Below are 26,578 nucleotides of genomic sequence, written 5' to 3' on the forward strand. Positions count from 1 at the left end.
GGGGCGGCTCAGTGCGAGTCGTAGCGGCCGGAGTGCGCCAGGTTGCCGAACTTGGTGATGTCCTCGTTGAACGAGAGTTTCACCGTGCCGATCGGACCGTGACGCTGCTTGCCGATGATCACCTCGGCCATGCCGCGGACCTGGTCCATCTGTTCCTGCCACTTGAAATGCTCTTCCGTGCCTTCGCGGGGTTCGGCGCGGCTGAGATAGTAGCTCTCGCGGTAAATGAACATGACCATGTCCGCGTCCTGCTCGATCGAGCCGGATTCCCGAAGGTCGGAGAGCATGGGCTTCTTGTCTTCGCGGTTCTCCACCTGGCGCGAGAGCTGCGACAGCGCGATCACCGGCACCTGCAGCTCCTTGGCGAGCGCCTTCAGGCCCTGGGTGATGGCGCTGACCTCCTGCACGCGGTTGTCGTTGCGCGAGCCCTGACCCATGGTGATGAGCTGCAGGTAGTCGATGATCAGCAGATCGAGGCCCACCATCCGCTTCAGGCGGCGCGCCCGGGCGGTCAGCTTGGCCAGGGTAATGCCGCCGGTGTCGTCGATGTAGAAGGGCGCGTCCTGGATCTCGAGCGCGGCGTCGCGGATGCGGCCGAACTCCGAGGCGTCGATTTCGCCCTTGCGCAGCCGGTCGCCCGACACGCCCGACACCTCGGCCAGCATACGCATGGCCAGCTGGTCGGCGCTCATTTCCAGCGAGAAGAAGGCCACGACGCCGCCGCGCACGGTCTTCTTGGTGCCGTCCGGCTGCGGCTCCCAGGCGTAGTTCCGGGCCACGTCGAAGCCGATGTTCACAGCCAGCGACGACTTACCCATCGAGGGGCGGGCGGCCAGGATGATCAGGTCTGAGGGGTGCAGGCCGCCGATCTTCTGATCGAGGTCGATCAGCCCGGTGGACAGGCCGGCCAGGCCGCCGTCGCGGCTGTGCGCCTCGGCGGCCATGGTGACGGCGCCGTGCAGCGCCTCCGAGAAGGTCTTGAAGCCCTGCGAGACGCCGCCGGTCTCGGCGAGTTCGTAGAGCTGCTGCTCGGCCTGTTCGATCTGGTCGCGGGCGGAGAGCTCGGCGTCGCCGAGCGTCGCCTGGTTGGCGATCTCGCCGCCGATGCGGATCAGGTCGCGGCGCAGGGCCAGGTCATAGACCGCGCGGGCGTAGTCGGCGGCGTTGGCGGCCGGCGGGGCGCGGTCGACGAGGTCGGCGAGGTAGCGGACGCCGCCCAGCTCCTCGAAGGCCGGATCGCGGGCGAACTGCTCGGCGAGCAGGATCGGCTCGGCCAGCTGGCCCTTGCGGATATGGGTCTCGATGGACTCGAACAGGCGCTGGTGGAACGGCTCGAAGAAGTGCCGTCCCTGCAGGTTGTCGCCCAGGCGCTCGAACGCCGCATTGTCGTACAGCAGGGCGCCCAGCAGGGCCTGCTCGGCCTCGATGTTCGCCGGGACGCGGGGGATGTCCACGTCGTTGGAAGGGGGACGCAGGTCGAGCGCCGGAATGATCGCCATGGCTGTATCGTTAGCCCAAGCGCACCGCGACAAGCACGCTGACATACGGCCCTGCGGCCACATGTCCACAGATACGAATCACCTGTGGACAAGCTTGGCCTTGCCTCGCCCGAGGGGCGAAAAAAAGCGGCGCGGGAGGGAACTCCCGCGCCGCCGCATTCCGATCGGGATCGGATGATTACCAGTTGATCGTCACGCGGCCATAGAGGAAGCGGCCGTTGAAGCCGAAGGGCGAGAAGCTCGGGAAGCCCACGGCGCCCGTCGTATTCACGATGGTCGGCGTCTTGTTGGGATATTCGTCGAAGACGTTGTTCACGCCGAGCGCCAGGACCGGACCCATCGGCAGGGTGTATCGGCCTTCCAGGTCGACGATGGTGTGCGAGCCGGTGTGGTAGTCGAGGCTCGGCGAGTTGTTCGGCACCAGGACGTCGCCGTAGTAGGTGGCCTTGGCCGTGGCGGCGAAGGCGGCGCGCGACCAGTCGACGGAGACCACGTGCTTCTGGCGCGGGGTGCCGCGTTCGAAGGTCAGCACGTTGCCACGGTCGAAGAGGATCGGCGGCACCGGCAGGGCCGACAGCTGAGCCGTCTTCGGGGTCTTCTTGACCTTGGTCGAGTTGAAGTTCGCCGCGGCGGTGAAGTCGAATTCGCCGAGGTCGTCGGTCAGCAGGCGGTAGCGGCCGACGACGTCCAGGCCCTTGGTCTCGGTGTCGACGCCGTTGATGAAGAATCGCGCCGCGCCGAGGCCGGCGGAGCCCGGCGGGTTGATCAGGGCGTAGATCGCCTGGGCCGTGGGCGAACCGGTGGGCGAGCCCTGGATGTTCTCCGAGAGCACGATGCGGTTCTTGATGTTGATCTGGTAGGCGTCGACCGTCAGCTCGAACGGACCCTGATGGAAGACCGCGCCGAGCGAATAGTTCGTCGACTTCTCAGGCTCCAGCGGCTTGCCGCCGAGGGCCGCGGCCACCGGGCTCACCGACGGGAAGGTGCCCACTTCCACCGGCGTGTTCACGCCGTTGATCAGGATGAAGTTGGTCGAGGTGGCGGTGAAGTACTGCTGCTGCAGGGCGGGCGCGCGGAAGCCGCTGGCCACGGTGCCGCGCAGGGCGAAGGAGTCGGTGAGGGCGTAGCGGGCCGACAGCTTGCCGTTCGTGGTCGAACCGAAGTCCGAGTAGTTCTCGTAGCGGGCGGCCACGTCGACGTCGAACTTCTCGGTCACCGGGGCGTCCAGGTCGACGTAGGCGGCGTAGGAGTGCCGGTTCTTGTCGACCTCGTTGCTCGGCTTGAAGCCCGGGAAGCCCTGGGCGCCGGCGGCTTTGCCGGTGATGCCGCCGAAGGTGTAGGACGGCACGTCGCCGGCCCCGATGGCGTAGCCCTCGTGGCGGTACTCGGCGCCGAAGGCGAGGGTGGCCGGCTTGGCGATCCCGAGGTCCAGCGGCTTGGTCACGTCGATCGAGGCGACCCACTGGTCGTACTTCATGGAGCCGGCGTCGAAGCTGGTCGGGGAGGCGGCGCCCATGGAGGCGTTCAGCGAGTGGATCACGCCGTAGTTGATCTTGTCGTAGCCGTAGACGACGCCCGCGTTGACGTTGTAGCCGCCCACGTCGCCCTTCACGCCGCCGGCGACCGTGTAGTCGTCGATGTCGGTGGTGATCAGCGGCAGGAAGCCCTGAGGATAGATCGAGGGCGTGTTGCGGGAGTCGTTATAGAGCCGCGGGAAGGCCGCGCTGTCGGTCTTGCGGTTCTGGTAGCCCGCGAAGCCGTAGGCGCTCCACACATCGTTCAGCGGCAGGCCGGCGTTGGCGTAGAAGGTGACGTCCTTCTCCTGCGGGTCGCCGTAGCGCGAGCTGATCTGCGGCGGGGTGAGGCGCGGATCCAGGTCGCCGCGGCTGGTCGGGTTGCGGAAGCGGTATTCGCCGGACAGCGTCAGGAAGCCATCCTTGCCGAGCGGCAGGCCCTGCCAGGCGGCGATGGTCTCGGTCGGACCGTCGTGCTTGGTGCGGCCGTTCGGATCGCGGGCCGTCTCCACCTTGGTGTCGTAGACGCCGTAGGTGGCGGTCGCCGAACCGCCGGAACGCGCCTCGCGCAGGCGCAGGTTGATGACGCCGGCGATGGCGTCCGAGCCGTACTGGGCCGAGGCGCCGTCGCGCAGCACTTCGACCTTTTCCAGGGAGATGGTCGGGATGGCGTTGAGGTCGACGGCGGCCGAGCCGCGGCCGATCGAGCCGTTGACGTTGACCAGGGCCGAGGCGTGGCGGCGCATGCCGTTCACCAGCACCAGGGTCTGGTCGGGAGCGAGGCCGCGCAGGGTGGCCGGGCGGATCGAGTCCGTGCCGTCGGTGATCGCCGGGCGCGGGAAGTCGAGCGAGGGGGCGAGGGTCGCCAGCGAGGCGGCGAGTTCGGTGGTGCCCTGGCGCGTCAGCGCCGTCGGGCTGATGACGTCGACCGGCGCCAGCGACTCGAGCCGGGTGCGGCCCTCCCCACGCGTGCCGGTCACGACCAGTTCTTCGACGGCGGTGTCGTTCGCCGGCTTGGTCTGGGCGGAGGCCGCGGTCGAGACCAGCGCAGCCGCGGAGGCCGCGGCGAACAGCAAGAGACGCGATTTCATGAACTTAGATCCCCTTCAGGTCCCGTTCGTCGGGACGGAGCTATCGTTGGGAATCTGAGCTAAGCCGCTGCGGCGGCGCTACAAATGACAATTCTGCCACAGCAGTACAAAAACGGCGCGGGAGTGGCCTCCCGCGCCGCATCTGTGTCGTCAGTGTGACCTTTCGGTCGCCGGTGTTAGGCTTCGGTGAACTCCGCCGCCGCCTGACCCGCACCGCCCTCGAGAAGGTCCGCGGCGGCCTCTTCGGCAGCCAGGCGCTCTTCTTCGAACTGGGCGTTGATCACGTTCTCGCCGCGCGCCTGGCGCTCGGCCTCGTCCGCGCTGCGGGCGATGTTGAGGGTGACCGTCACGGTGACTTCCGGGTGCAGACGGATCTTCACCTCGTGCAGGCCGAGCGTCTTGATCGGCTTGTCCAGCACGACCATGGCGCGTTCGACCTTGCCGCCTTCGGCGTTCACCGCGTCGGCGACGTCACGACCCGCGACCGAGCCGTAGAGCTGACCGCTCTCGCCCGCCTGACGGATCAGGATGTACGAGCTGCCGTCGAGCTTCTCGCCAGCCTTGCCGGCGGCGTCCTTGGCCTTGGCGTTGCGGGCCTCGATCTCGGAGCGCTGGGCTTCGAAGACCTTGAGGTTGGCCGCGTTGGCGCGCAGCGCCTTGTGGCGCGGCAGGAGGAAGTTGCGGGCATAGCCGTCCTTGACGGTGACCACGTCACCGAGGCCGCCCCAGCCTTCCACGCGTTCGAGCAGAATGACTTTCATGGGTCCGATCCTCCCTTACTTCACGACGTAGGGAAGGAGCGCCAGGAAGCGGGCGCGCTTGATGGCGCGGGCCAGCTCACGCTGCTTCTTGGCGGACACCGCGGTGATGCGCGACGGCACGATCTTGCCGCGCTCGGAAACGTAGCGCTGCAGGAGCTTGACGTCCTTGTAGTCGATCTTCGGCGCGTTGGCGCCGGAGAACGGGCACACCTTGCGGCGGCGGAAGAACGGACGGCGGGCGCCGCCGGCGGAAGCGCCGGGAGCCGGCGCGGCGGAGGTTTCGTCGGTCATCGCGAGATCCTCCCTTTCTTAGAATTGCGGAGCGTCGTCGCGGCGTTCGCGGTCGCGATCGCGGCGGGCGAGGATGGGGGACAGCTCGAGGTCCAGCTCTTCGACGCGAACGGTCAGGTACCGCAGGACGTCTTCGTTGATCGACAGCTGGCGTTCCATCTCCTTCACGGCGTCGGCCGGGGCGTCGATGGCGAGCAGGGAGTAGTGACCCTTGCGGTTCTTCTTGATCCGGTAGGTCAGGTTGCGAAGACCCCAGTACTCGATCTTGGCGACGGTGCCGCCGCCTTGTTCGATCAGAGCTTTCAGGGTGTCGTTGAGGGCTTCGGCTTGCTGCGGCGAGATATCCTGCCGCGAGATCACGACGTGTTCGTAGAGCGCCATAGTTTCCTTCTTCCGGTTGGGAGGGCGGCGCGTCCGGCGGCGGAAGGACCGCCGGAAACGATGGCTCTCAGGCGCGGCGACCGGAACGTCGTCCCGGCCCTTTGGAGGCTCCGCGTGAGACCGCCTTCCGTGAAGAGGCGGGCAAATAGGGGAAAAGCGCTGTCAGGGCAAGGGTTTTCACCCCCTCGACCGCCCGCGGCTGTCCCCCAGGCCCGTGGCCCTACTTCTTGGCGTTGAGACTCTTCACCGCCCCCAGCGTCTGGGCGACGTGGTCGTTGGGGTTGAGGTTGTCGTAGGCGAAGGCGACCTTGCCGTCGCGGCCGATCACATAGGAGGTCCGGCTGGACCAGTCGGGCTTCATCGACAGCACGGCGTCGTACTGCTTGGCGATGACCGCGCCGGGGTCGGCGGCGACGGGGAACTTGCCCCCGCAGTGCTCGGTCTCCTTCGAGAACTCGGCGAGCTCGCTGATCTTGCCGGCGGTGACGCCGATCACCGTGGCCTTCTGGGCCTTGAACTGGTCGATGGCCTCCGAGAACAGGTGGGCTTCCATGTTGCAGCCCGAGGTGTGGGCGGCGGGGAAGAAATAGACCACCACCGGGCCCTTCTTGACCGCGTCCGCCAGCTTGAAGGTGAAGGGCTGGCCGGCGAGGTAGGCCTGGGCGGTGAAGTCGGGCGCCTTGGCCCCCGGCTTGAGTTCGGCGAGCGCCGGCGTGGCGACCGCGGCGATGAGTGCGGCCAAGGCTGCGACAGGCGTGGCGACAGCTTTCATGATGACCTCCCAGGTCCCGATCCGGGGAGGACTAGACGTTCGCGGCGCCGCTCCGTCAACCGCCGTTCGGCGGTGTCAGGTGAAGAGGAAGTCGCTGGCGCTGAGGCTCTTGAGGCTGACCCCCACCAGGGTGAGGGTATTGAGCCCGTCCAGCGAGGTCAGAACCACGTCAGATCCGGCCTGAACGGCGTGCGACTGCACGCTTTCCCAGACGCCCCACATGTTGTGGTCCACCGAGATGGTGTCGGTGCGGGTGTCGAAATCGGTGATCTTGTCGTGGCCGAATCCGGCGTCGAACACGAACACGTCCGGACCGTTGCCGCCGGACAGGGTGTCGTCGCCGAGTCCGCCGTTAAGGGTGTCCGCGCCGTTTCCGCCGAAGAGATTGTCGTTGCCGGCGCCGCCGGAGAGCGAATCCTTGCCGTTCTCGCCCGAGACCGTGTCGGCGCCCGCAGCGCCGATCAGGGTGTCGCCGGAGTTGCCGCCGCACAGGTTGTCGTTGCCTGCGCCGCCGGTGATCACCTGCGGGTGGTTGCCGCCGCAGATCGTTTCGCCGGGCGTGGCGTTGCCGGTCACGGTGATCGTCACCGTGGTCCACTGACTGACCGAGTAGGGCCAGGTGCTGCTGTCGCCCTGGCTCGCCCACTGGTCGGCCACGCGATAGGCGAAGGTGATGGTGTGGGTCCCGACCTGCAGGTCGGGGTTGTCCGAGAAGAACGACAGCGCCTGGCGGCCGTCGTCGGTGGCGGTGATGGACAGGTTGCCGATCGCGGCGCCCGTCTCGTCCACCGGCTGGGTCCAGTCGAGCAGCCAGAAGTGGGCCGCGTCACCCAGATCGGGATCGGTGTCGTTGGCCAGGATGTCGATCAGCTGGCCGTCGGGGCCGAGGCCGGTGCTGAGCTGCGCCGCGGCGTCCGCCGTGAAGGTGAAGCTGTCGGCCACGCCGACGGGCGGATGATCGGAAGTCAGGGGCATGAGTCCGTCCCGGGCCTCAGGTGAACAGGAAATCGTGCGAGCGGAGATCTCTCAGCGAGATCCCGTCGAGGGTGAGCGTGTAGCCGCCGAAGTCGCTGGTGATCACCACGCTATGGTCCACCTGCACGGCGTGCGCCTTCAGATCGGCGAAGCTGCCCCACATGTTGTGGTCCACCGCGATGGTGTCGATCCACGGCCGGAAGTCGGTGATCTCGTCGTGGCCGAAGCCGTAGTCGAAGACGAATTTGTCCGGGCCGACGCCGCCGGAAAGCGTGTCGTCGCCGGCGCCGCCATTGATGGTGTCCGGCGCGCCGTCGCTGATGTCCTCGATGAAGCTCTTGATGGCGTTGGCGATGGCGCCCAGGCCGTGCTCGCCGTGATGATCGTCGTCGTTATCATCGTGGCAATGGCAGACGCCGAGGTCGTGCACGCCGCCATAGATGCGGTCGTTGCCGTCGCCACCCTGCAGCAGGTCCTTGCCGTTGCCGCCGACCAGGGTGTCCGCGCCGGCGCCGCCGATCAGGGTGTCGCGTCCGTTGCCGCCGATCAGGGCGTCGTTGCCGCCGCCGCCGGTGAGCGTCTGGTTGTGGTTCGTGCCGCAGAGCGTCTCGCCGGGAATGGAGTTGCCGCTTATGGTCAGGGTGACCGTGGTCTGCTGGCTGACCGAATAGGGCCAGGTCGAGGCGTCGCCCTGGCTCGCCCATTGGTCGGCGACGCGATAGCTGAAGGTGACCGTGTGGGTCCCGACCTGCAGCGCGGCGTCGTCGGAGAAGAAACTGAGGGCCTGGCGGCCGTCCGCGGTCGCGGTGATCGCCAGGGTTCCGATCGGATTGCCCGATGCGTCCACGGGCTGCGACCAGTCGAACAGCCAGAAGTGCGCCGCGTCCCCGGCGTCCGGGTCGGTGTCGTTGGCCAGGATGTCGATCATCACGCCGTCCGGGCCGAGGCCGGTGCTCAGCGTCGCAGCGTCGTTCGCCGACAGCGTCAGGCTGTCCGCGACGCCGATCGGCGGATGATCAGAAGTCAGGGGCATGGCTCGCCGTCGTCCCGAAAAGTGTGCCGCAATAGCACAGCTTGCTCTACTACTGCACGAGTTTATGCAACCGGGCGGCCAAGCAACGCTGGCCTCGTCACTGGTAGTTCGCGCTGACGGTGAAAGTCGCCGTGTAGGCTCCCGTGGGGGTTGAGCTGCTGTAGCTGATCTGCCCTCCCACATAGAAGATGAACTGGCCGTTCGTTCCTATGAGCTGGGTGCCCTGAGCTGTGGTCGAGACGGTGATCGGCAGGGTGTCGCCGTGGCCGTTGGTCATGGTGATGCTGGACGGCACGCTGAAGTTGATCGCCTGGCTCGCCGTGCCGGTGACCGTGAACTTGCCGATGGCGCGCGAGCCCATGGCCGTGGCGCCCGTCACGGTCCAGCTCTGGTCCGCCGCCGCCCAGGTGGCAGCCCCGCTCTGGCCGGTGAGCAGCACCAGGCGGCCGAAGGACAGGTCGCTGTTCTTGCTCATCGACAGCGGGTCCTCGACGGTCGCCCGTCCCGCGGCGCTGCCGCTGCCGGTGGTGTAGCCCGTGCCGCTGGCGGTGATCGTGTAGGCGGCGGTCGCCAGGCCCACCGTGCCGCTCGGCAGGATGGGGATGGTCATGCCGACCGTGAAGCTGGCCGAGCCGCTGGTGCCGGTCGCCACCGGCTTGATCGTGAAGCTGAGCGCGCCGGAGCTGCTGGAGGCGCTGGTCGCGCCGCTGGTCAGGCGCGCGGTCGACGAGCCGCTGAAGTCGGCGCTGAGCGCGGTGATACCCGACGCGCGGCCGGTCGCCGAACCGGCGTTGATGCTGATGTTGATGTTGTTGTTCTTACACTTGTTGCCGCCCGAGCAGTTGATCGTGATCGTCGTCAGAGCGGTGCGTGTGGCGCCGTAGGGCACGAACTGGGCGCCGCCCGAGCCGATGCTGACCGCACCCGATCCGGACGCGACGGTGAAGTTTGTCGTGCTCGTGCCTGAGGCGACCTTGCCGATGTTGGGCGCGGTGGATGACAGGCTCACCGTAAGGGTCTCGGCGCGCACCGGCGACGAAACAAATACGAATACGAGCAATATCCAACCAACAAGTGATAGTTGTGATGCCGTTGATAGTGCGCGCATTCGAAGCCAATCCAGTCCCGGAATCCCCGTCTATCCAAAAACGAGTATCTAATCCACTACAGGTTAACCCTGTGTTGGATCCTGAGGCCGGGGATCGAACTTCACTTCTGCTGAAGCGTCCGGGGTAAAGCCGCCATCGCCCTTGATCGTTACCGTGATGGGCGAGACGAGATGCATGCGCAGGCGCTGCGCCTGCTCCGGATCGAGCTGGAGCTGGTAGACCCCGGCCACGAGCTCCTCGAAATTGGCCGATCCGTCGAACTCGGTCTTGGCCTCGGCCACATGGCCTTCGGCGTTCACCAGCTTCACACGCACGCCGGACAGCCCGACCTTCGTGCCGTCCGGCCGGCTCAGGAGGATGCGCACGAGCACCTCCGAGGTGTTCTGCATCGGATAGTCGATCTGCAAGACCTGGCCGGCGCGGGGCGAGATCTGGATGATGCGCGGCGGCGACTTGACCGACGGATTGTCCATGCGATCGAGATCGACGTTGAGGCGGGCGGTCGGGCTGGAGCCGAGGCCGGTGACCAGGGCCCGCCCATCGGGACCGGTGACAACGCGCTGGATGCCGCCCTCGACCGTCACGTTGGGAACGCCCGGCTCGCCCGGGTCCCAGCGGCCATTGCCATTGTTGTCGTAGAACGCGTGGAAGGCGACCGTGCCGCCGGTGCCGGGACCGCTGCGGGTGAGGGCGTAGCGCTTCGCGTCCTGATCGTAAGCCAGGCCGAAATTGACCTGGGCGCCCAGCCGCCAGCTCTGGTCGCCATTGTTGTAATCGGCGGCGAGGGCGAGGTCGCCGACTCGCGTGCGAACGGTGGCGGCGGCCGTGAGGTTGAACTGGTCGAGGCTCTCGAGGCTCTCGCCGACCCCGAACCGCAGGCTGGCCCGGTCGGAGATGTCGCGGTCTACGGTGATCGCCAGCGCCCGCGGGCGCAGGTCCGGCAGGATGTCGTAGTCGACCGTGCCGCGCAGTTGCCAGGTGAAGCTGCGAAAGGTGGAGGCGGCGAAGAAGCCGGTCAGCCGCTCCTCGGTGGAGCTCCTGCCGCCGTAGGCGTGGGTGTACTCGAAACCCCCGGACAGCAGGGCGGCGGCGACGGTCGCCGAGCCGCGGGCCGAGCCGCTGAGCTCGACGCCGCCGTCGGCATAGGTGGTGCGCGCCGCCCGGAACGAGAGCGGGACGACGGCGTGGAACAGCTGGGCGTTGCCGTCGAAGCTGATCTCCCCGCGGCTGGTCAGGGGCCGGGTGAAGTCCGCGCCGGGGCCGTTCTCGTCGAGGAAGCCGTTCTGCAGCTGCACGTAGCGCAGCACGGTGGACACGCCGAACAGCTGGCCCGCCATGCCGAGGGATTCCGCCGTGCCGCCGGTGCTGTCGGCGCCGAGGTCGAGCTGGGTGAGGAAGCCGAAGAGCGAGGTGCGCGCGCCGAGGGTGAGTTCGCCGCGCGAGGAGCTGCGGGTGACCGGCGTCAGGGCGGCGCCGGCCGAGACGGTGATCAGTTCCGTCAGGCCGTAGTTGAGAGCGCCCACGACGCGCAGGCCGCCCGAGCCGCGGCTGATGAAGTCCGTCGACCCGTCGTTGGCGAGGTCGATGAGCGCCTTCTCCTGCTGGACGGCCCCGAACTCGAAGGTCGCCTCGCCGCGCTTCAGCTGGCCGCCGCCGACATTGATGATGCGGGTGGTCTCACTGCGTTCGCCGTGCGGGCCGTAGGTGACGATGCGGACGACGTTCACCCCGCGCGAGAGCGGCACGTTCAGGAACTCGTAGCGGCCCTTGTTGGGGGTGTTCTGGCCGCCTTGCAGCACGTCGTTGATGTAGAGTTCGACGTCGTAGCCGATCGGCAGTTCGCCGCGCAGGTCGATGCGGTTGAAGATGTTGGTCTGGTCGAGCGGCGCGGTCGAGAAGGACACGCCGCGGCCGCCCAGGCTGCGCGGCCCGATGGCCAGGCTGGGCGTGAAGACGTCGCCGACGCTGACCACGCGGGCGTGCAGCGGGCCCAGCAGATGGCCCTCGAGGGACCGGCGCTCGAGGAGCAGGCGGGCGACGGAGGGAACGCCCTGCTCGTCGGAACCGACGTAGGCCTCCAGGCCGGAATAGAAGAGGTCCGCGCCCGCCCGGATGTCGTAGCGCAGCGGCAGCTTGGGGCCCTGGCTGGCGGAGCCTGAGCTGACGCCGGCGCTCGCCGAGACGTCGAAGCTGGGCATGCTGAAGGCGCGGTAAGGGGAGGGGACCTTGAGGATCTCCTCCTGGAAGCGGGGGCCGCCGGTGTTCTGGCGGTCGCGCGACAGGCGCTGGAGGCGCGACTGCACCGGCAACAGCGCTTCCGGCTGGATCACCATCGCCAGTTCGGAGCTGTTCACCTGCAGCTTGATCGGCAACAGGCGCTGCACCGCCGAGGCGCGCAGATAGATGTCGGTCGGCGTGACTGCCACGTCGGCGGGCGTCAGGTCGACGACCCGCGCGCCGACCCTGGCGGTGCCCGTGGCCAGATCGACCACCAGGGAGGTGCGCGCCTCGCCCAGCCGGCCGACGATGCGGCGCTCGGTGGGCATCACCTCGACGTCATATTCGAGCAGGCGGGTGAGTTCGCCGAACGGGATCAGCGGGTCGGCGGCGTCGCCATAGGCGGCGAGGCCCTCGGTGAGGGTGAGCTTGTCGAGCTCCACCGAAAACAGCAGGAGGCCGTCGGGATCGATCTTCCCGGCGGCCTCCAAAGGGTTGGCTGCGGGCGCAGCGCAGGGCTTGGCGGCGTCTGCGCAGGCGCGCGGCGGGCTAGGCGAGGCGACCGTCGCGGCAGCGGCGGAGGCGGGTAGGACCAGAGAAAGCGTTAGGCCGGTGCTGAGTGCGAAACGGCTACTGGTCCAATTTCGCAAGCAGCTTGCCCGGAGACGTATCGTCGTCTGTGAAGGTTATCTCCAGCTTCTCGCCGTTGCCCGGATCCCGGGAGAGGGGAATCCGAACGCTCCGCTTGGCGATCTCGGGATAGACGCCGATGCCGCGGACGAACCCGATCGGGTCCTTCTGGCCGCGGACCCGCACCTCCACGTTGCCGAACAGCGAGTTGGTCCCCAGCCGAGCCAGGTCGAACACCGCGAACGCGGTCCGCTTGGAGGTCTTGCCGCCGTCGCTGGAGAGCTGGCCGTATTCCACGTGCGCGTTCTGGATCGCGGCCCGCACGTCGGGTTCGCTGAAGCGCACGATGGCGGGGATGCTGATCCCGAACACCGAGTTGATCTGGAACGAGATCTCGTTCGGCCCGCCAGCCGCGGCGGCCTCCGCCGAGAGACCGGCGGTGGGCGGCGGAATGGTGGTGACGGTGAGATGGCTGCGATACTCGCCGGTCGCGCCTTCCGGCACGCTGGCGACGCGCAGGCGGATGGTCTGCCCCTGGCCGGGCGCGAGCGTCGCGCGCCGCGGCGACAGCAGCAGGACGTCCTTGGCGGACTTCAGCTGCGCCGCGATGGCCTTGGCCTCCGGCTTCGCCTCGGCGTCCGACGCGGCCATGATCTGCCCGTCCGGCAGCATCACGCGGTCGACCAGCGCGATGTCGAACGTCGCCGGGGCGTTGCCCTGGTTGTAGATGTAGACGCTGGCGGCGCGCCGGTTCTTGTCGAACGTGACGCGCTTGGGCGAGATATTCAGGTTGGCGCCGACCGAGGTGACGGCAGGCTGCGGGGCCGCAGGCTGCGCCTGGGCGTTAAGCGCCGCGGCCGCGATCGCCAGCGCGGCGGCTGCAGTGAGGGCTGGCCGGTTCAATTGTATTGAACCACGACAACGAGCAGGCCCTCGTAGGGACCGGGGACTGCCTGGTCGGCGGAGGCCATCGCCAGCTTGCCGCCGACGTTGACGCTCATGGTGTCGGCATTGAGCCCGCCGCCAAGAACAACCCCGTTCCCGGCAAGATCATATTCAGAATTGGTGTTGGTCTTCACGGTCAAGGTCTCTGTCCCCCCAGTGCGGATGACCTTGAACGTCTCAGGCACGGCCATCGACACTGCGTCGCCAGACTGGCCGTAAATGGTTAACGTGGCATTGCCGAGCGAGGGACCGCTCGCGCCGGTTGAGCTCACCGCCGTGGCGGCGACACCGTTGCCGGAAACACTCGGGGAATTGACCGTCGTCAGCCGGCTGACCGGGACCACTGCGGTGGTCGAGACCGTCGGCAGCACCAGGGGGCTGATGATGTCAATGCCGGCGCGCTGATCGACCGAAAGGCTGATCGCGCCCTGGGCGGTCACTGCGGCGAGCGCCTGCGCACAACCGGCGAAAGCGCCGACCGCCGCGACAGCAAGAAGAAGGGATCTCTTCATCGCTTGCCAGTTGACCCAGGAAAGATTGCGCGGAGCTGAACGCCTGTGGAGAGGCGCCCGGCTCCGCGCGGTTCACTTACTGATAGGCGACCGTGACGGTGAAGTTGCCCGACTTGGTGCCGGTCGTCGACGCGTTGGTCAGGGTGATCGAGCCACCCACGCCGAAGGTCGCCGTGCCGGTGTTGCCGAGCGAGCCGTCGAGGGCGCCGGTGGAGTCGGTGGCGGTGAGCGTGACGGTCACGTCGCCGGCGGTGGCGCTGGCGGGGGTCGTGATGTTGAACGCCTGGCCGCCTTCGCCGTGCACGGTGAAGACCGCGCGGGTCGGGCTGCCGTTGCCGCTGGTGAAGATGCCGTCGCCGCCGCTGGTGGTGGGCGCGCCGTCGGCGGCGGCCACGGTGTAGGTGGTCGTGCCGGTGGACGGGCGGATCACGCGGCCGAAGGCGAGGTCCGCGGTCTTGGTCACGGTGATCGGCTGGATGACCGTCACCGAGGCCGAGGCCGAGGCCGTGGCCGAAGCCTGCGCAAAGGCCGAGTGGGCCACCGCAGTCGTCGAGATCGCGGCAGCGCCCGCGAGGAGAAGCTTGCGAGAAGTGTTCATGTTTGCCCCCAGGGCCGGTGGAAGTTGGAGTTACTGATCACTAGTAAGTTTCGGTCTCTGCGGACGTGCTGAAAGAGAGCAGAAATCCCGGGATGGGTGTGAGCACCACGCGGGAAACTTCTGGTTGCACTAGTCCACTTTTGACCTTTGGTTGTGGCGGGCCTGTAAAACCACGGTATCCCACTGTCAAGAAGGTTAGCAGAGGGTAACTATAGTCCAGGACCTGCGAAACACTTGGTCGTGCGCTAGTGCAGCCGGGCTCGTCTGATCAGGTTGTCCTCAAGACGTTACGTTCGCCGTCCTTGCTGCAGGGGTCGTGCCAACAGGTCACGCCTCTATATTCGAGAGGGCGACGGCCACGCTTCCCCAGGGAAAGCGCTGCTATTTCCATGCTGAAGCTGTGCCGGGCGACCCAGAGTGGGGCGGAATAGTTGGGCGCGCGTGTCAAAACGGCACAACTACCGAAGGGGCGGTATTGCTGCGGCGCCACATAGCCCAGGCGAACAGCCCGGGCCTGTTACCCGAAATGGGGATTTTTTAGAAAATCGGGTTCCGGAAGGGATCAGAGGTCCGGGCGGACCAGGATCTTGACGTGGGCTTCGGGGTCGCCCAGGGCCTGGAAGGCTCCGGCCACGCCGTTCAGTCCCACTTCGCCCGTGACCAGGCCCGAGACGTCGATCACCCCTTCCGCAAGATGATGCAGGGTCTGGGCGAACTCTTCGGGCGTGTATCCGAAGACGAAGGTCAGCTCGACTTCCTTGGTGATGGCGATGGAGGGCTCGATCTTGTCGGTCTCCATGCAGACCCCGGCGACGACGATCTGCGCCCCGGCCGGCGCGGCCTCGATCAGCCCCTGGAGCACGCCCGGCGCGCCGACGCATTCGAAGATCACCGGCTGGCCGAAGCGGCCGCCCATCATCCGCATCATGCTCTGGGCCGCCCGCGCCTTGGGAACGCCAAGCCCCTCCCAGCGCTCGTGCGGGCTCTCCTGGGCGGGGTCGATGACGATGTCGGCCCCCAGCCGCTCGGCGGCGGCGCGGCGGCGGGGAGAGTAGTCGGCGGCGATCACCGGGCCGTGGCCCTTGGCCTTCAGCCCCGCGATGACCGCCAGGCCCACCGGGCCGCAGCCGACCACCAGGGCCACCGAATCGGCTTCCAGCTTGGCCTTGGCCACGGCGTGCGCGCCGACGGCGAACGGCTCGGTCATGGCTGCCTGGTCGGTGGGCAGTCCGTTCGGCACCTCGAGCAGCATGGCCTCCGTGAGCAGCATGCGCTCGGCGAAGCCGCCAGGCAGGCGGTTGGAGAAGCCCAGGGCCTCGACGCCGCCCGCGGTCATGGTGACGGGCACGCTGACGACGCGCGCGCCAGGCTTCAGGATCCGCGACGTGCCGGGGCCGAAATCGAGGACCTCGGCGCAGAACTCGTGACCGAAGACGGTGTCGGCGGCGGGGTCGAAGCCGTCGGTCATGCCGCCCGCGCGGCGCGACAGGTCGATCATGTGCTCCATGTGATGGAGGGCGTGGAGGTCCGAGCCGCAGATGCCGCAGGCGAGGGTCCTGACCAGCACCTGGCCCTCGGCCGGCTCCAGTTCGGCGATCTCGTCGCAAACGAGCTGCTTGTTCCGCCGGATCACCGCGCGCATGAGCATCCTCCCCGAAGCGCCGCGCCTTGCGCGGTCGTCATTATCCCTGTTGGAGCGCGGACGGATGGCCGAACCAGTGTCCGCCGTCGCGGTCCGCGCTCTGCTTGCCGAGCATAGTCATATCCCCTAACCCTCGCCGCTCGGATTCTGAAAGACGGAGCGGCCCCAATGAGCCTCGCCTTCATCTTCCCCGGCCAGGGTAGCCAGGCCGTCGGCATGGGCGTCGATCTCGCCGAGGCGTTCGCCGCGGCCCGCGAGGTGTTCCAGGAAGTGGACGACGCGCTTGGCCAGGGCCTCTTCAAGCTGATGCGCGAGGGGCCGGACGACCAGCTGACCCTGACCGAGAACGCCCAGCCGGCGCTGATGGCGGTCAGCCTGGCGGTCACCCGCACCCTGGAGAAGGAGTTCGGCGTCGGCATCGACAAGGCCGCCTTCGTCGCCGGCCACAGCCTCGGCGAATATTCGGCCCTGGCGGCCGCCGGCGCGATCAGCCTCGCCGACACCGCGCGCCTGCTGAAGCTTCGCGGCCAGGCCATGCAACGCGCCGTGCCGGTGGGCGAGGGGGCCATGGCCTCCCTGATCGGTCCGAAGACCGACGTGACCCTGGCCGAGGAGGCCGCCGCAGCGGGCTCGCTGCACGGCGTCTGCGTCGTCGCCAACGACAACAACCAGGGCAACGTGGTGATCTCCGGCGCCAAGGCCGCGGTCGACGCGGCCATCGAGAAGGCCAAGGAACTGGGCGCGCGGGCCATCCCGCTGAACGTCTCGGCGCCCTTCCACTGCCCGCTCATGCAGCCGGCCGCGGACGAGATGGCCGCGGCGCTGGCGGCGGCCACGATCCTCGCCCCGCGCGCGCCGGTGGTGGCCAACGTCACCGCGCGTCCGACCAATGATCCGGAGATCATCCGCGGCCTGCTCGTGGAGCAGGTGACCGGCCGGGTCCGCTGGCGCGAGAGCATGCTGTGGCTGGCCGGGGAGGGCGGGGTCACCCGCTTCGCCGAGGCCGGCGCCGGCAAGGTGCTGTCCGGCATGGCCAAGCGCATCGCCCCGGAGGCCGAGGCCGTGCCGCTGAACACCCCGGCCGATCTCGAAGCCTTCGCCCAATCGCTCTAAGCGAGCCCCTTCAGGTCAGACTCTATAAGGAGCGCCCATGTTCGACCTCTCCGGCAAGACGGCCCTGGTCACCGGCGCCACCGGCGGCATCGGCGCGGCGATCGCCCGCGCCCTCCACGAGCAGGGCGCCCATGTCGTCCTCTCCGGCACCCGCGAGGCGGTGCTTCAGGAGCTCGCCGCCGAGCTCGGCGAACGCACCTCGGCGGTCGCGGCGAATCTCTCCGACCCCGCGGCGGTGGACGGGCTGGTTGACGCGGCCGAGGCCGCGGCGGGCCAGCCGCTGGACATCCTCGTGGCCAACGCCGGCATCACCAAGGACGGCCTGCTCCTGCGGATGAAGGACGAGGACTGGGAGACCGTCATCAAGGTCAACCTGGAGAGCTATTTCCGGCTCTCCCGGGCGGCCACCAAGGGCATGATGCGCCGCCGCTACGGCCGCATCATCGGCATCACCTCGGTGGTCGGCGTGATGGGCAATCCGGGCCAGGCCAACTACGCCGCCTCGAAGGCCGGCATGATCGGCTTCTCCAAGAGCCTGGCGCAGGAAGTCGCCTCGCGCGGCATCACCGTGAACTGCGTCGCGCCGGGGTTCATCGAGAGCCCCATGACCGACGCGCTGAACGACCAGCAGAAGGCCCAGATCGTGTCGACGATTCCGTCCGGCAAGCTGGGCCAGGGCCGCGACGTGGCCAGCGCCTGCGTCTACCTCGCCAGCGAGGAGGCGGGCTACGTCACCGGGCAGACCCTGCACGTCAACGGCGGCATGGCGATGATCTAGTCCGCGCCTCGGGGCTCGCCTGCCTCCGAGGAACATGCTAACGCGCCACCGACTTCAAAATTGCACCGATCCGCACGGTTGACTTCACCCGCCGCGTCGTCGATGCAGAGCCTGAACTTTTAGAGGGATCGACCTGATGTCCGACGTCCTTGAACGCGTCCGCAAGATTGTTATCGAACACCTGGACGCCGATCCGGAGAAGGTCACCGAGAAGGCCTCCTTCATCGACGACCTGGGCGCCGACAGCCTCGACAACGTCGAGCTGGTGATGGCGTTCGAAGAAGAATTCGACATCGAGATCCCGGACGACGCGGCCGAGCACATCCAGACGGTCGGCGACGCCGTGAAGTTCATCCAGGAGCGCCTCGGTTCCTAAGGAACTGATTCGGCTGTAGAATTTTGGCCGCCGCGCTGTCCGGAAAACCCGGCCGCGGCGGTCTTCGTTTGAGGAGCGTCCATGCGTCGAGTCGTCGTCACGGGAATCGGTCTCCTGACGCCCCTGGGCCAGGGGACCGAGCTCACCTGGAAGCAGATCCTCGCCGGCGTGTCCGGCGCGGGCCGCATCACCACCTTCGACCCCACCGGCTTCGGCTGCGAGATCGCCTGCGAGGTCCCGCGCGCTGACGGCCGCGGCGGCGGCGGCCCCGAGGTCCCCGGCTCGTTCGATCCCGACCAGACCATGTCGGCCAAGGACCGCCGGCGCGTCGACGACTTCATCCTCTACGCCATCGCCGCCGCCGACGAGGCGGTGCGTGACGCCGGCTGGACGCCGGAGGACGAGGAGAGCCGCGAGCGCACGGGCGTGATGATCGGCTCGGGCATCGGCGGCCTGGCCACCATCGAGCAGACCTCGATCGAGATGCACGAGAAGGGCCCCCGCCGGGTCAGCCCGTTCTTCATCCCTTCCGCCCTGATCAACCTCGCCTCCGGCCAGGTCTCGATCCGCTACGGCTTCAAGGGCCCGAACCACTCGGTGGTGACGGCCTGCGCCACCGGCGCACACGCCATCGGCGACGCCGCGCGGCTCATCAAGTACGGCGACGCCGACGTGATGATCTGCGGCGGGGCCGAAGCGGCCATCTGCCCGGTGGGCATCGCCGGCTTCGTGGCCTGCCGCGCCATGAACACGGCGTTCAACGAGCATCCCACCAAGGCCAGCCGTCCCTACGACAAGGACCGCGACGGCTTCGTCATGGGCGAGGGCGCGGGCGTCCTGGTGCTCGAGGAGTACGAGCACGCCAAGGCGCGCGGGGCCAAGATCTACGCCGAGGTGGCGGGCTACGGCCTGTCGGGCGACGCCTACCACATCACCGCGCCGTCCGAGGACGGCGACGGCGGCTATCGCGCCATGACCGCGGCCCTCAAGGACGCCGGCGTGACTCCCGACCAGATCGACTACATCAACGCCCACGGCACCTCGACCATGGCCGACGGCATCGAGCTCGGCGCCGTCGAGCGCCTGCTCGGCAATTCGGCGCCGGGTAAGGCGATGAGCTCGACCAAGTCGATGACCGGCCACCTGCTCGGCGCGGCCGGCGCCATCGAGAGCGCCTTCGCGATCCTCGCCATCCGCGATCAGATCGCGCCGCCGACCATCAACCTCGACAATCCCGACGTCGAGACGGTCCTCGATCTCGTGCCGCACAAGGCCAAGCCGATGAAGATCGACGTCGCGATGTCGAACTCGTTCGGCTTCGGCGGCACCAATGCGTCCGTCATCTTCAAGAAGGCGCCGTGAACACGGGCCGCCGACGCCCCGGCTCGCGCGGAGCCGCCCTCTCGCCCCGCGGCGTCGGCGGGCTGATCCTGATCCTCGCCGGCGTCGGCGTGATGATCCTGGGCGCGCTCTGGCTGGCGCCGGGCCCCAAGGCGCGTGGCGGCGCCGAGGCCACCACGGTGATGCTCGACCGCGGCGTCCGCCTGCCGCAGATGGCCGACCGGCTGAAGGCGGCGGGGGTGATCCGCTCCAAGCTCGCCTTCATGCTGATGGCCAAGCTGGGCGGCGGCTCGCTCAAGGCCGGCGAATACGCCTTCAAGAGCCGCGAGAACCTGGCCGGCGTGGTCGGCGACCTCAAGGCCGGCCGCGTGGTGCGCCACTTCGTGACCATTCCCGAGGGCTGGACCAGCGCCATGGCCGCCGAGGCGGTGAACAGCTCGCCGGTGCTGACCGGCCAGGCGCCGGCGCCGCCCGAGGGAACCCTGCTGCCGGAGACCTACGAGGTGCGCCGCGGCGACGACCGGGCCAAGGTGATCGAGCGCATGCACGACGCCCAGGCCGCCCTGCTTGCCGACCTCTGGCCCAAGCGCCGCCCCGACCTGCCCTTCAAGACGCCGGAAGAAGCCGTGACCTTGGCCTCCATCGTCGAGAAGGAGACCGGCGTGGCGGCCGAGCGGCCGCGCATCGCCGCGGTGTTCGTCAACCGGCTGAAGTCGGGCATGCGCCTGGAGAGCGATCCGACCGTGATCTACGGCGTGGCCAAGGCGCCGAGCCTTGGCCGGGCGATCACCATCACTGACCTCGCCACCCCGACGCCCTACAATACCTATCAGATCGCCGGGCTGCCCCCGACGCCGATCGCCAATCCCGGCAAGGCGGCGATCGCCGCCGTGCTCAATCCGCCGGTGACGACGGAGCTGTTCTTCGTGGCCGACGGCACGGGCGGGCACGTGTTCGCCAGCTCCTTCGCCGAACACCAGAAGAACGTGGCCCATTGGCGCCAGGTCGAGAAGCAGCGGGCGGCGCAAGGGACCGGTAAATGACGATTTCGGGCATGACCGGCTTCGGCCGGGCAGAGGGCGCGGCGAACGGCTGGAGCTGGGCCGTCGAGGCGCGTTCGGTGAACGGCCGCAACCTCGAGGTCCGCTTCCGCGGCCCGCCCGGCTTCGACGCCCTGGAGCGCGCGGCGCGCGAGCAGGCCCAGCAGCGGTTCAGCCGGGGGCAGGTGAGCGTCGGCGTCCAGGCCAAGCGCCTCGAGGGCGGCGCGGCCGTGCGCCTCAACCTCGAGCAGCTCGAGCGCTACCTCGCCGCGGGCGAGCCCTACCTCACCGCCGGCAAGGCCGGGCCGCCGAGCTTCGACGGCCTCCTGGCCCTGAAGGGCGTCATCGAGACCGAGGACGCCGTCGAGGATCCCGACGCCCGGGCCGAGCTGGAGGTCGCGATGGCCGCCTCCATCGGCCAGGCCATGGACGGCCTGCTGCAGGCCCGCCGGGAGGAGGGCGTCGCGCTCGAAGGCCTGCTCACCGGCTTCCTCGTGCGCATCGCCGACTTGGTCGAGCGGGCCGAGGCGATCGCCGGAGAGCAGCCCGCGGCCATCAAGGAGCGCTTCGCTAAGCGCATGGTCGACCTGATCGGCGAGGGCGCCGACGAGGCTCGCATCACCCAGGAGGCGGCGGTGATGGCGGTGAAGGCCGACGTGCGCGAGGAGCTCGACCGGCTGGCCGGCCACGTGACGGCGGCGCGCCAGCTCCTGGCCAGCGACGGCGGCGTCGGCCGCCGGCTCGACTTTCTGACCCAGGAGTTCATGCGCGAGGCCAACACCCTGTGCTCGAAGTCGGCGTCGCGCGACTTGACCGCGACCGGCCTCGACCTCAAAGCCGTGATCGACCAGTTCCGCGAGCAGGTGCAGAACCTTGAGTAGCGAGGCGCCCAACCCCTTCGCCGACGACCGGCACCTCAAGCCCTGGGAAACCGTGCGGCGGGGCCTGCTGATGCTGGTGTCGAGTCCCGGCGGGGCAGGCAAGACCTCGCTGTCGCGCCGTCTGGTGGCCGACTTCAAGGGCATGACGCTGTCGATCTCCGCCACCACGCGCGCGCCACGCCCGGGCGAGTCGGAGGGGCGCGAGTACTTCTTCAAGACCCGCGAGCAGTTCCAGGCGATGATCGACGCCGGCGAGCTGCTGGAATGGGCCGAGGTCAACGGCAATCTCTACGGCACGCCCAAGGCGCCGGTGATGGCCGCCCTGGACGCCGGCCACGACGTGCTGTTCGACATCGACTGGCAGGGCGCGCGCTCCGTCGCCCAGCGGGCGCCGGACGACAGCGTGCGGGTCTACATCCTGCCGCCGTCCTGGCAGGACCTCTCGCGGCGCCTCCATGCCCGCGCCCAGGACTCCGAAGAGGTGATCGAGCAGCGCCTGGCCCTGGGCAAGGCCGAGATCGCCCACTGGGCCGAGTACGACTACGTGATCGTCAACAAGGACTTCGACCGCGCCTACGCGGACCTCGTCCACATCTACCGCGCCGAGCGCATGAAGCCCGGCCGCAATCCCTGGCTGCCCGACTTCGTCCAGAGCCTGGAAGACGAGACGATCTGACGGTCAGGCCGACGGCTGGACGGTCTGCTCGTCCCGGTCCTCGCCGGCGGCCATGGCGAGCCAGGTCCCGGTGAGGTCCTGGAACGCCTGGCGCAGCTCAGGATCAGGGCAAGATTCGGCGATCTCCGAGGCGTGCAGGGCCCTCAGGATATAGGCGCCGGCGTCGGGGCGGGGGCTATCGTCCATCATTGTTCCTCCCGGCAGCGGGCAATGCGCCACGGTTGCGCCGGTTCCGACGGCGAGGCTGAAACACGTCCGCCTTGTCCCCGCCCAACTGCGGCGCGAGGCTCGCGCCATGACCACGGCCTTCCTCCGCGCGCCCCGCGTTCCGATCCTCGCCTCGATCCTGCTGGCGAGCCTTGCCTGCGGCAGGGCGGCGCTCGCGTCCGAACCGGTTCCGGGCGGCGCGACCGAAGCGCCGATCTCCACGGCCGACCAGATCGACGCCTTCATCAAGTCGCATCCCGCGCCCGACCTGCCCCAGGACCGGGCGGCCGGCGTCACCAGCAGCAGCGCCCACGAGCGCTCGCCTCACGGCTTCGTGGAGGTGGGCGTCGGCACGGGCGGCTATCGCAGCGTGGCGGGGCTGGTGCAGATGCCCCTCGGCGACACGGGATCGGTGACGCTGGCCGCGAGCGACCTGCGCGGCCGGGGCGTGTTCGGCGCGCGGGCCCAGTCGTTAGGCGCGAGCCTCGCGCTGGGGCCAGCGGCGGCCGCAGCCGGCGATCCGCACTGCGCCCGGTCGCTGGATCTCGGCCTGGAGATGGAGCCGCGGCTGCGGCGGAGCTGGCTGTCGCCGGACGGGACGCCGGTCTGCCGGGTCGGTCCCTAGGATCCGACCGGCTTTAGCGTGCGCCGTGGCGGATGAATCGTCTCGCCGCGCGCCAGCATGTCCACGAACCTGGCGATCCGGTCGGCGCGGGTCTGCGGCTTCCTGGCCTCGTTCACCCGATAGATCACCGCGTAGCGGTTGGCGGCGTCGATCTGGCCGAAGAAGCGCTCAGCCGCCGGATTGGCGGCGAGGGCGGCCTTCAGGTCGGACGGCGCGATGGCCTCGCTCTGCGGCGGGTAGGCGGCCTCCCAGCGGCCATCGGCCCTGGCGGCCTCCACTTCTTGCATGCCGCGCGCCGCCATCAGGCCCTGGGAGATCAGGTCCTCGGCGGCCCGGCGGTTGATGGCCGACCACTTGCTCTTCGCCCGGCGGGGCGTGAAGCGGGTGCGGAAATGGTGCGCGTCGAGGGTGGCGATCTGTCCGTCAATCCAGCCGAAGCAGAGGGCGGTCGCGATCGCCTCGGCCTTGGTGAGCGTGGGCTCCGGCGCGCCCGCCTTGGCGAACTTCATCCAGAACCCAGGCGAGGCGTCGGCGTTGGCCTCCAGCCACGTCCGGAACGCGGCGGCGTCCGCGAAGGCGAGAACCGGCAGATCCGGCCCGGCCATGGCTACTTCCGCTTCGCGGCGGTCGCGTCGCGCACGCCGCGGAATTCCGACGCCGGCTTCCACTTCGGCCAGGCCCCGTCGGCGGCGAGGGTCGATCCCATGCGGTAGAGCAGATCGACGTCCTGCGCCGCGCCGGCGAGGTTCCAGTCCGGGCTCCAGGCGTCGCAGGGCTGGTGGTAGCAGTGGGCGGTAAACTCGCTCACCCAGCGGTCGCCGGCCGCCCGGCCGCCGTCGACGAAGTCGGGCCCACCGCCGAGGCTCATCAGCAGCAGGGTCGGCACGCCGCGCTTGGCCATGGAGAAGTGGTCGGCGCGGTAGAAGAGGCCGCGCTCGGGGTGGGCGTCGGGCGTGACGGTGCGGTGCTGGGCGGCGGCCGCCTTGAGCAGCATGTCGCCGAGCTCGTTCTGGCCGGCGCCGACGAGCACCACGTCCTTCGAGAGCCCCACCGGCTGCAGGGTGTCCATGGTGAAGTTGGCCACGGTGAGCGCCGGGTCGTAGATCGGATGCACCGCGTACCACTCCGAGCCCAGCAGGCCGCGCTCCTCGGCTGTCCAGAGGGCGAAGACGGTAGTGCGGGCGGTGCGTGGCTGTTTGACGAAGGCGCGGGCGAGCTCGAGCACCCCGGCGACCCCCGTGCCGTCATCGGCCGCGCCGTGGCGGATGCGCTGGCCCTTGTCGTCCGGCGCGCCGAGGCCGAACGCGTCCCAATGGGCGGCGAACATCACCGTCTCCTTGGGCCGCGATTTGCCGGTGCGCTTGGCGATGACGTTGCGGCTCATCACCTTCTGCGCCTTCACCCCATAGTCGGCGCTGAAGGTCGCGGTCCCGATCGGCACGGGGTGGAAGTCGGCCCGGCGGGCGGCGGCCTTGAGCTGGTCGAGGTCCAGGCCCGCCCGCTTGAAGAGGTCGGCGGCGACGTCGCGCTGCACCCAGCCCTGGAACAGGGTCTTGTCCCTGGCCGGATCGGCCCGGACGATGTCGTAGCTCTCGGAGTTCGAGGACTGGACGGTGTTCCAGCCGTAGCCGGCGCCCGGGGTCTCGTGGACGATGATGGCGCCGAGCGCGCCGCGGCGGGCGGCCTCCTCGAACTTGTAAGTCCAGCGGCCGTAATAGGTCATGGCCTGGCCGGCGAAGCGGCCATAGGCGTCCTCGCCCGGCCTGGCCTCGAAATCCGGATCGTTGACCAGGAAGACGGCGACCTTGCCTTTCAGGTCATAGCCCTTGAAGTCGTCCCACTGGCGCTCGGGGGCGGTGACGCCATAGCCGACGAAGACCAGCGGGGCGTTTTCGACCTTCACCCGGTCGACCGGCCGCAGGGTCTGGACCATGACCTCCTTCGACTGGACGAGCGGCTCGGACCAGTCGCCGAGGGAGAAGGCCATCTTGGCGCCGTCGCTCACCTCGAAGCGGACCAGCGGCACCGCCTGGGTCCAGGAGCCCTTCTCGCCGCCGGGCTCGAGGCCGAGCGCCTTGAAGCGGCCGATCAGGTAGTCGATCGTCTTGGCCTCGCCGGGCGTGCCGGGGGAGCGGCCTTCATAGGCGTCGGAGGCGATCTCCTTAACCACCGCGCTCATGCGGGCGGCGCTGATCGGTCCGGATCCCGCCGGCTGAGCCCAAGCGGCGCCCGCCGCCATCGCCATCGCCACGCCGGCCGCCCAAATCCGCGCCATCTCGCCGTCTCCGTTGCAGAACTTGCGCCGGCATAGGACCGCGCGGCCTTCCAACGCAACGCCCGAGCCCCTAGATCGAGTCCATGGCCGTCGCATTCACCAGGGAAGAGGACTACGAGGCCCGGGCGGCGGACCTGCCGGACCGGCCGATCTCGCCCCACCGCAACCTGGTGACCGCCTCGGGCCTGGAGTCCCTGGAGGCCGAGCTCGCCGCCGCCAAGCAGGCCTATGCGGCCGCCCAGGCCGAGGGCGGCATCAGCGCCGACCGCACCGCCATGGCGCGCGCCACCCGCGACCTGCGCTACTGGTCCGCGCGGCGCGCCAGCGCCATCCTCACCGAGCCCGAGGGACCGGCCGACAAGGTCCAGTTCGGCCGCACGGTGGAGATCGAGCGCGAGGACGGCCGCCGCCAGGCGTTCCGCATCGTCGGCGAGGACGAGGCCGATCCCGCCCAGGGACGGATCTCCTATGTGTCGCCGCTCGCCGCCGCCCTGCTCGGCAAGGAGGTCGGCGACGTGGTCACCGTCAATGGCGCGGAGCTGGAGATCGCGGCGGTCCGCTAGGGACGGGCAGGGGGCGAGGCATGACCGATCATCCGCTGGACCGGCCCGTCTGGAGCGCGCTCACCACGCGCCAGGCGCATCTGGCGATCGTCGACGGCCCTGCGCGCCGCTTCGATCCTGCCTATGGACCGTTCGCGGCCTCGGCGGATGACTCGCCGGAAAGCTGGGCGGCCCTCGTCAGGTTGAACCCGCCGCAGGGCGGCCTCGGCCTGGTGGAGGTCGAGCTGCCCCCGCCGCCGGCCGGTCTGAACGTCACGGACGCAGAGTGTTGGCAGATGGTGGCGCAGGACATCGCGCCCGCGGCGGCCGACGACGGCCTGCAGATTCTCGAACTCGGCGACGCGGACGCCGCCGAGATGCTGGCCCTGGCGATCCTGACGAAGCCGGGCCCCTTCTCCACCGCCACCCATCGCCTCGGCCAGTTCGTCGGCGTGCGCGAGGGCGGGCGCTTGATCGCCATGGCCGGCGAGCGGATGCAGCCGACGGGTTTCACCGAGGTGAGCGGGGTCTGCACTCTGCCCGAGCATCGCGGCCGGGGCCTCGCCGGACGTCTGATGCGGGTGGTGATGGGGCGCGTCGCGGCCCGCGGCGAGACTCCCTTCCTGCACTCCTACGCCGCCAACACCGGGGCCATCGCACTCTACGAGAGCCTGGGCTTCCGATATCGGCGCTCCCTGCAGTTCAGGGTGTTCGGTCCCGCCTGAATCCTGGCCGCTTGAACATGAGCCAGAGG

Annotated in this window: 27 protein-coding genes; 10 read left to right on the forward strand and 17 right to left on the reverse strand. The window is 69.0% G+C overall.

The features are described from left to right. Positions 1 to 8: 8 nt before the first annotated feature. The 14 genes from DJ017_RS11950 to DJ017_RS12015 form a co-directional block, all read right to left on the reverse strand. Complete coding sequence (locus DJ017_RS11950; protein ID WP_111528930.1) at positions 9 to 1,499, reverse strand: replicative DNA helicase; 1,491 nt, start codon at positions 1,497 to 1,499, stop codon at positions 9 to 11. 178 nt (positions 1,500 to 1,677) lie between these two features. Then, positions 1,678 to 4,104 (reverse strand): TonB-dependent receptor plug domain-containing protein, encoded by a 2,427-nt coding sequence (locus tag DJ017_RS11955; protein WP_111528931.1) that lies wholly within the window; start codon positions 4,102 to 4,104, stop codon positions 1,678 to 1,680. 176 nt (positions 4,105 to 4,280) lie between these two features. Beyond that, on the reverse strand, positions 4,281 to 4,865 hold the full coding sequence (gene rplI / locus DJ017_RS11960) for a 50S ribosomal protein L9 (protein ID WP_111528932.1): 585 nt from the start codon (positions 4,863 to 4,865) through the stop codon (positions 4,281 to 4,283). 15 nt (positions 4,866 to 4,880) lie between these two features. After that, positions 4,881 to 5,156 carry a 30S ribosomal protein S18 gene (rpsR, locus tag DJ017_RS11965; protein WP_111528933.1) on the reverse strand — a complete coding sequence of 92 codons (276 nt, stop codon included), beginning with the start codon at positions 5,154 to 5,156 and terminating at the stop codon, positions 4,881 to 4,883. An 18-nt stretch (positions 5,157 to 5,174) separates the two neighbouring features. Beyond that, positions 5,175 to 5,537: a 30S ribosomal protein S6 gene (gene rpsF, locus DJ017_RS11970; protein ID WP_111528934.1), complete on the reverse strand. Its 363-nt coding sequence runs from the start codon at positions 5,535 to 5,537 to the stop codon at positions 5,175 to 5,177. Positions 5,538 to 5,757: 220 nt separating this feature from the next. Next, positions 5,758 to 6,309 (reverse strand): peroxiredoxin, encoded by a 552-nt coding sequence (locus DJ017_RS11975; protein ID WP_111528935.1) that lies wholly within the window; start codon positions 6,307 to 6,309, stop codon positions 5,758 to 5,760. A 75-nt stretch (positions 6,310 to 6,384) separates the two neighbouring features. Further along, positions 6,385 to 7,284: a calcium-binding protein gene (locus tag DJ017_RS11980; RefSeq protein WP_111528936.1), complete on the reverse strand. Its 900-nt coding sequence runs from the start codon at positions 7,282 to 7,284 to the stop codon at positions 6,385 to 6,387. A gap of 16 nt (positions 7,285 to 7,300) precedes the next feature. Next, entirely contained in the window at positions 7,301 to 8,317 is a 1,017-nt protein-coding gene (locus DJ017_RS11985; protein WP_193540000.1) for a calcium-binding protein, read from the reverse strand. 97 nt (positions 8,318 to 8,414) lie between these two features. After that, complete coding sequence (locus DJ017_RS11990; RefSeq protein ID WP_133255449.1) at positions 8,415 to 9,326, reverse strand: DUF4402 domain-containing protein; 912 nt, start codon at positions 9,324 to 9,326, stop codon at positions 8,415 to 8,417. Positions 9,327 to 9,488: 162 nt separating this feature from the next. Further along, positions 9,489 to 12,134, reverse strand: a complete 2,646-nt coding sequence (locus DJ017_RS11995; protein WP_111528939.1) for a hypothetical protein — start codon at positions 12,132 to 12,134, stop codon at positions 9,489 to 9,491. Between the two features lie 139 nt (positions 12,135 to 12,273). Then, positions 12,274 to 13,176, reverse strand: coding sequence for a fimbrial biogenesis chaperone (locus DJ017_RS12000; protein WP_111528940.1), 903 nt, complete (start codon positions 13,174 to 13,176; stop codon positions 12,274 to 12,276). Further along, positions 13,173 to 13,730 carry a DUF4402 domain-containing protein gene (locus DJ017_RS12005; protein WP_111528941.1) on the reverse strand — a complete coding sequence of 186 codons (558 nt, stop codon included), beginning with the start codon at positions 13,728 to 13,730 and terminating at the stop codon, positions 13,173 to 13,175. Before DJ017_RS12005 ends, DJ017_RS12000 begins: the two co-directional genes overlap by 4 nt. A 76-nt stretch (positions 13,731 to 13,806) precedes the next feature. Next, the gene (locus tag DJ017_RS12010; RefSeq protein WP_111528942.1) at positions 13,807 to 14,328 is read right to left on the reverse strand and encodes a DUF4402 domain-containing protein; all 522 of its coding nucleotides are present in this window, start codon (positions 14,326 to 14,328) and stop codon (positions 13,807 to 13,809) included. Positions 14,329 to 14,890: 562 nt separating this feature from the next. Further along, positions 14,891 to 15,970: a zinc-binding dehydrogenase gene (locus DJ017_RS12015; protein WP_111530074.1), complete on the reverse strand. Its 1,080-nt coding sequence runs from the start codon at positions 15,968 to 15,970 to the stop codon at positions 14,891 to 14,893. 168 nt (positions 15,971 to 16,138) lie between these two features. On the opposite strand from DJ017_RS12015, the gene fabD reads away from it, so the two are divergent. The 7 genes from fabD to gmk all read left to right on the forward strand — a co-directional run bounded on the left by fabD (position 16,139) and on the right by gmk (position 22,175). Beyond that, the gene (fabD, locus tag DJ017_RS12020; protein WP_111528943.1) at positions 16,139 to 17,083 is read left to right on the forward strand and encodes an ACP S-malonyltransferase; all 945 of its coding nucleotides are present in this window, start codon (positions 16,139 to 16,141) and stop codon (positions 17,081 to 17,083) included. 37 nt (positions 17,084 to 17,120) lie between these two features. Beyond that, on the forward strand, positions 17,121 to 17,861 hold the full coding sequence (gene fabG / locus DJ017_RS12025) for a 3-oxoacyl-[acyl-carrier-protein] reductase (protein WP_111528944.1): 741 nt from the start codon (positions 17,121 to 17,123) through the stop codon (positions 17,859 to 17,861). 136 nt (positions 17,862 to 17,997) lie between these two features. Then, positions 17,998 to 18,237, forward strand: coding sequence for an acyl carrier protein (locus DJ017_RS12030; protein ID WP_111528945.1), 240 nt, complete (start codon positions 17,998 to 18,000; stop codon positions 18,235 to 18,237). 81 nt (positions 18,238 to 18,318) lie between these two features. Beyond that, complete coding sequence (gene fabF, locus DJ017_RS12035; RefSeq protein WP_111528946.1) at positions 18,319 to 19,599, forward strand: beta-ketoacyl-ACP synthase II; 1,281 nt, start codon at positions 18,319 to 18,321, stop codon at positions 19,597 to 19,599. Continuing rightward, complete coding sequence (gene mltG / locus DJ017_RS12040) at positions 19,596 to 20,621, forward strand: endolytic transglycosylase MltG (RefSeq protein ID WP_227000122.1); 1,026 nt, start codon at positions 19,596 to 19,598, stop codon at positions 20,619 to 20,621. Before fabF ends, mltG begins: the two co-directional genes overlap by 4 nt. Then, positions 20,618 to 21,499 (forward strand): YicC/YloC family endoribonuclease, encoded by an 882-nt coding sequence (locus tag DJ017_RS12045; RefSeq protein WP_111528947.1) that lies wholly within the window; start codon positions 20,618 to 20,620, stop codon positions 21,497 to 21,499. The genes mltG and DJ017_RS12045 overlap by 4 nt, the downstream gene beginning before the upstream one ends. A 70-nt stretch (positions 21,500 to 21,569) precedes the next feature. Continuing rightward, a complete protein-coding gene (gene gmk / locus DJ017_RS12050; RefSeq protein WP_111530076.1) occupies positions 21,570 to 22,175 on the forward strand; it encodes a guanylate kinase in 606 nt (201 codons plus the stop codon). Positions 22,176 to 22,178: 3 nt separating this feature from the next. On the opposite strand, the gene DJ017_RS12055 is transcribed toward gmk, so the two are convergent. Then, a complete protein-coding gene (locus DJ017_RS12055; RefSeq protein ID WP_133255450.1) occupies positions 22,179 to 22,361 on the reverse strand; it encodes a hypothetical protein in 183 nt (60 codons plus the stop codon). Positions 22,362 to 22,470: 109 nt separating this feature from the next. Here DJ017_RS12055 and DJ017_RS12060 point away from each other — a divergent pair, with 109 nt between their 5' ends. Then, positions 22,471 to 23,007: a hypothetical protein gene (locus tag DJ017_RS12060; RefSeq protein ID WP_111528949.1), complete on the forward strand. Its 537-nt coding sequence runs from the start codon at positions 22,471 to 22,473 to the stop codon at positions 23,005 to 23,007. Here the strand turns inward: DJ017_RS12060 and DJ017_RS12065 are convergent. Beyond that, a complete protein-coding gene (locus tag DJ017_RS12065) occupies positions 23,004 to 23,612 on the reverse strand; it encodes a YdeI/OmpD-associated family protein (protein WP_111528950.1) in 609 nt (202 codons plus the stop codon). The genes DJ017_RS12060 and DJ017_RS12065 overlap by 4 nt on opposite strands. Positions 23,613 to 23,614: 2 nt before the next feature. Then, on the reverse strand, positions 23,615 to 25,282 hold the full coding sequence (locus tag DJ017_RS12070) for a M28 family metallopeptidase (RefSeq protein ID WP_111528951.1): 1,668 nt from the start codon (positions 25,280 to 25,282) through the stop codon (positions 23,615 to 23,617). Between the two features lie 83 nt (positions 25,283 to 25,365). Here DJ017_RS12070 and greA point away from each other — a divergent pair, with 83 nt between their 5' ends. Both greA and DJ017_RS12080 read left to right on the forward strand, forming a co-directional pair. Beyond that, a complete protein-coding gene (gene greA, locus DJ017_RS12075) occupies positions 25,366 to 25,845 on the forward strand; it encodes a transcription elongation factor GreA (RefSeq protein WP_111528952.1) in 480 nt (159 codons plus the stop codon). 20 nt (positions 25,846 to 25,865) lie between these two features. After that, positions 25,866 to 26,549, forward strand: coding sequence for a GNAT family N-acetyltransferase (locus DJ017_RS12080; protein WP_111528953.1), 684 nt, complete (start codon positions 25,866 to 25,868; stop codon positions 26,547 to 26,549). Positions 26,550 to 26,578 lie beyond the last annotated feature (29 nt).

The sequence above is a fragment of the Phenylobacterium soli genome (assembly GCF_003254475.1).
Taxonomy (GTDB): Bacteria; Pseudomonadota; Alphaproteobacteria; order Caulobacterales; family Caulobacteraceae; genus Phenylobacterium; species Phenylobacterium soli.

What these genes read in the sequence shown, in the direction of transcription:
- gmk (WP_111530076.1), top strand. Translation starts at nt 21,570, where the DNA reads ATGCTGGTGTCGAGTCCCGGCGGGGCAGGCAAGACCTCGCTGTCGCGC.
- greA (WP_111528952.1), top strand. Translation starts at nt 25,366, where the DNA reads ATGGCCGTCGCATTCACCAGGGAAGAGGACTACGAGGCCCGGGCGGCG.
- DJ017_RS12030 (WP_111528945.1), top strand. Translation starts at nt 17,998, where the DNA reads ATGTCCGACGTCCTTGAACGCGTCCGCAAGATTGTTATCGAACACCTG.
- DJ017_RS12060 (WP_111528949.1), top strand. Translation starts at nt 22,471, where the DNA reads ATGACCACGGCCTTCCTCCGCGCGCCCCGCGTTCCGATCCTCGCCTCG.
- rplI (WP_111528932.1), bottom strand. Translation starts at nt 4,865, where the DNA reads ATGAAAGTCATTCTGCTCGAACGCGTGGAAGGCTGGGGCGGCCTCGGT.
- DJ017_RS12015 (WP_111530074.1), bottom strand. Translation starts at nt 15,970, where the DNA reads ATGCGCGCGGTGATCCGGCGGAACAAGCAGCTCGTTTGCGACGAGATC.
- DJ017_RS11950 (WP_111528930.1), bottom strand. Translation starts at nt 1,499, where the DNA reads ATGGCGATCATTCCGGCGCTCGACCTGCGTCCCCCTTCCAACGACGTG.
- DJ017_RS11980 (WP_111528936.1), bottom strand. Translation starts at nt 7,284, where the DNA reads ATGCCCCTGACTTCCGATCATCCGCCCGTCGGCGTGGCCGACAGCTTC.
- DJ017_RS11985 (WP_193540000.1), bottom strand. Translation starts at nt 8,317, where the DNA reads ATGCCCCTGACTTCTGATCATCCGCCGATCGGCGTCGCGGACAGCCTG.
- rpsF (WP_111528934.1), bottom strand. Translation starts at nt 5,537, where the DNA reads ATGGCGCTCTACGAACACGTCGTGATCTCGCGGCAGGATATCTCGCCG.
- DJ017_RS12010 (WP_111528942.1), bottom strand. Translation starts at nt 14,328, where the DNA reads ATGAACACTTCTCGCAAGCTTCTCCTCGCGGGCGCTGCCGCGATCTCG.
- rpsR (WP_111528933.1), bottom strand. Translation starts at nt 5,156, where the DNA reads ATGACCGACGAAACCTCCGCCGCGCCGGCTCCCGGCGCTTCCGCCGGC.
- DJ017_RS12080 (WP_111528953.1), top strand. Translation starts at nt 25,866, where the DNA reads ATGACCGATCATCCGCTGGACCGGCCCGTCTGGAGCGCGCTCACCACG.
- fabD (WP_111528943.1), top strand. Translation starts at nt 16,139, where the DNA reads ATGAGCCTCGCCTTCATCTTCCCCGGCCAGGGTAGCCAGGCCGTCGGC.
- DJ017_RS12070 (WP_111528951.1), bottom strand. Translation starts at nt 25,282, where the DNA reads ATGGCGCGGATTTGGGCGGCCGGCGTGGCGATGGCGATGGCGGCGGGC.
- DJ017_RS11975 (WP_111528935.1), bottom strand. Translation starts at nt 6,309, where the DNA reads ATGAAAGCTGTCGCCACGCCTGTCGCAGCCTTGGCCGCACTCATCGCC.
- DJ017_RS11955 (WP_111528931.1), bottom strand. Translation starts at nt 4,104, where the DNA reads ATGAAATCGCGTCTCTTGCTGTTCGCCGCGGCCTCCGCGGCTGCGCTG.
- fabF (WP_111528946.1), top strand. Translation starts at nt 18,319, where the DNA reads ATGCGTCGAGTCGTCGTCACGGGAATCGGTCTCCTGACGCCCCTGGGC.
- fabG (WP_111528944.1), top strand. Translation starts at nt 17,121, where the DNA reads ATGTTCGACCTCTCCGGCAAGACGGCCCTGGTCACCGGCGCCACCGGC.
- DJ017_RS12065 (WP_111528950.1), bottom strand. Translation starts at nt 23,612, where the DNA reads ATGGCCGGGCCGGATCTGCCGGTTCTCGCCTTCGCGGACGCCGCCGCG.
- DJ017_RS12055 (WP_133255450.1), bottom strand. Translation starts at nt 22,361, where the DNA reads ATGGACGATAGCCCCCGCCCCGACGCCGGCGCCTATATCCTGAGGGCC.
- DJ017_RS12045 (WP_111528947.1), top strand. Translation starts at nt 20,618, where the DNA reads ATGACGATTTCGGGCATGACCGGCTTCGGCCGGGCAGAGGGCGCGGCG.
- DJ017_RS12005 (WP_111528941.1), bottom strand. Translation starts at nt 13,730, where the DNA reads ATGAAGAGATCCCTTCTTCTTGCTGTCGCGGCGGTCGGCGCTTTCGCC.